The 2449-nt window shown below is 33.1% G+C and carries 4 protein-coding genes; 3 read left to right on the top strand and 1 reads right to left on the bottom strand.

Annotated features, from left to right (window positions below):
- Nucleotides 1-54: 54 nt before the first annotated feature.
- Complete coding sequence (locus RCH18_RS15975) at nucleotides 55-414, bottom strand: DUF4172 domain-containing protein (protein WP_326937771.1); 360 nt, start codon at nucleotides 412-414, stop codon at nucleotides 55-57.
- A 327-nt stretch (nucleotides 415-741) separates the two neighbouring features.
- Between RCH18_RS15975 and RCH18_RS15970 the strand changes: the two genes are divergently transcribed.
- From RCH18_RS15970 to RCH18_RS15960, 3 genes are read left to right on the top strand one after another with little or no spacing between them, the layout of a single operon-like run.
- A complete protein-coding gene (locus RCH18_RS15970) occupies nucleotides 742-951 on the top strand; it encodes a type II toxin-antitoxin system Y4mF family antitoxin (RefSeq protein ID WP_326937770.1) in 210 nt (69 codons plus the stop codon).
- Nucleotides 952-953: 2 nt separating this feature from the next.
- A complete protein-coding gene (locus RCH18_RS15965; RefSeq protein ID WP_326937769.1) occupies nucleotides 954-1268 on the top strand; it encodes a HipA N-terminal domain-containing protein in 315 nt (104 codons plus the stop codon).
- Nucleotides 1261-2187 carry a HipA domain-containing protein gene (locus RCH18_RS15960; protein ID WP_326937768.1) on the top strand — a complete coding sequence of 309 codons (927 nt, stop codon included), beginning with the start codon at nucleotides 1261-1263 and terminating at the stop codon, nucleotides 2185-2187. The genes RCH18_RS15965 and RCH18_RS15960 overlap by 8 nt, the downstream gene beginning before the upstream one ends.
- Nucleotides 2188-2449 lie beyond the last annotated feature (262 nt).

Genomic DNA, 2449 nt, shown 5'->3' with positions numbered 1-2449 from the left:
AAAACCGCCTCGCTTACAAGCGAATTTTGTGCGAATAGAAAAGGAGTTATTGAGTTAATTTGAGCAAAAGTGGGGTAAATTCACATCCTGACGTTGTGTGGCATCTAATAACATTTCTACAACACCATCCACATTATGATCAGCTGGCACAGCTGCAGCGATCTCAATACCCAAGCGTTTTGCTATCGAAGATCGCACTTGATCATGATTTAGTTGTTCGCCTTCAATCTCGCTTGATTTAATTACATCTAGAGTCAGTGTTTGAAGCACAGTTTCTTCTTGAAAACGAACGCCAAGTCCTTGCATAAAACCAAGTATAATTCCCTGTTGATGTCTTACTTTCCCAAGCAATGGCGTAATGATAGCAGCATCCCAGGTAAAATTTGGCCACTCTTTGTTTTGATAAATATACATAGAACCGCATTTTTGAGATCCATTTAGTGCTTATTTAAGTTTTAAGGTAATTTTGCGGCGGAAAAGATATTTTTAAACCGCAAAAATACGGTGGTTAAAGATTATTATTACTGCCTGATCTTAGGTTGGTATCAATTTCTAAATTAAACAACTAAAATACTGTTTGTAAATAACTTAGCAGTAATTAGAAAATTTTGAACTCGAAATTTTAAGTTTTATACTTGTGCAACAAATATTACTGCTATAACAGTAACATTTTAACTTTTTCTGTTTTAAATAGAGTAATAATATCTAAATAACGTATTTTTACCGCTTAAACAGTATAAAATGAATGATTTCAATTTAGGAATTTTAATAAAAGATCATCGAAAAGAAGCAGGACTTACTCAACTCGAGTTGGCAAATCTTGCAGGAGTAGGAAAAACTACTGTTTTTGACATTGAAAAAAATAAAGAAACGATACGCTTTAATAATCTGCTTGCAGTCCTTCAGGTATTGAATATAAAAGTAGAATTCATCAGCCCGCTAAATAAATAAACATGAGACATGCAATAGTATATGTTCACGGTAATAGAGCTGGAATCTTATCTGAGATTACGAATAAAGAGTATCATTTTGAATATGATCTTGATTATAATGATGAGGCAGTTTCTTTGACTATGCCTACAACACATAAAAAATACAGTTATAACTCTTTTCCTTCATTTTTTGAAGGATTATTACCCGAAGGCGTTATGCTAGAAGGATTGTTGCGCATTGGCAAAATTGATCAAAAAGATTACTTCTCTCAACTCATTGCTACTGGAAATGATTTGGTAGGATGTGTAACGGTTAAAGCATTAGAAAATGAATAGATGTCCCATTACATACGAACTGTGCGGAGCAGATAAATACAGCGTAAAAGGAATGCGTCTTATCGCTCCCAGATTAACACACTTAAAAGATTTGCCCTATACTGCTGTCGAACTTCGCCAAGAAGCTGCTAATAGAGCCACAAAACTATCCATCCAAGGGGTACAACCAAAACTTAGTGCTGCGGTTTCCATTGTAGATCAAGAGTTCAAAATTGTAGATCAATTTGGAACGTATATCATCAAACCGCAAAATGATTTATTCCCACAATTACCCGAAAATGAAGATGTGACGATGCGAATGGCAAAAGCATTTGGTTTGGACGTTCCTTTTCATGGAATGCTGTACGGAAAAGATGGAAGTTTATCTTATTTCATTAAACGTTTTGATCGCCACGGTAAAGGAAAAAAATGGGCAACCGAAGATTTTGCACAACTAACGGCTAACACAAGAGATACCAAATACCGTTTTACCATGGAAAAATTGATTCCGGTATTGGATGAATTTTGTTCTTTTCCGGCTATTGAGAAAGCAGACTTTTTTAAGAGAATTCTTTTTTGTTTTTTGACTGGAAATGAAGATATGCACTTGAAAAACTTTTCGTTAATCACCAAAAATGGTAAAACTACCCTCTCACCTATTTATGACTTTCTAAATTCTACCATAGCAATTAAAAATCCTGATGAAGAAATTGCACTCCCCTTGAAAGGAAAAAAGAGCAACTTGAAAGCAAATGATTTTGTAGATTACTATGCTAAAGAAAGATTACAACTCAACGAAAAAACGATAGTGACCATTCTCGAACAAATGAAAAAAGCAACTCCTAAATGGAAGGAGTTGCTTGCCATTTCTTTTCTTTCTGATGAAATGAAAGAGAAGTATTTGGAGTTGTTGGAAAGTAGAATAGCACTTTTTGATTAGAAACTAATTAACTAAAGTTCTTTTGAAAAATAGTAAATCTACTTACAAAACTCAAAACTATTTTTCGCAAATAACTTCATTAAGATTAATCTAAAAAAATTAAAAAAACACTTATTTATCTAAAAATAAGCAGATTTAAAACCATCTATATATTGTTTTTTATTAATAATCAATCCTGTCCTAAACGTTTTAGGACTAAATAAATTTCCTTAATTCCATTGACTTTATTGCCTTTAAATCGTGATTTTCAAAATAGAACCCC

The sequence above is a fragment of the Flavobacterium sp. PL11 genome (genome assembly GCF_035985025.1).
GTDB lineage: Bacteria > Bacteroidota > Bacteroidia > Flavobacteriales > Flavobacteriaceae > Flavobacterium.
Note: the sequence above shows the minus strand (reverse complement) of the source record. Positions and strands in the feature narration are given on the sequence as shown.

Coding starts and splice junctions, on each gene's coding strand:
- RCH18_RS15975 (WP_326937771.1), bottom strand. CDS start 414: ATGTATATTTATCAAAACAAAGAGTGGCCAAATTTTACCTGGGATGCT.
- RCH18_RS15970 (WP_326937770.1), top strand. CDS start 742: ATGAATGATTTCAATTTAGGAATTTTAATAAAAGATCATCGAAAAGAA.
- RCH18_RS15965 (WP_326937769.1), top strand. CDS start 954: ATGAGACATGCAATAGTATATGTTCACGGTAATAGAGCTGGAATCTTA.
- RCH18_RS15960 (WP_326937768.1), top strand. CDS start 1,261: ATGAATAGATGTCCCATTACATACGAACTGTGCGGAGCAGATAAATAC.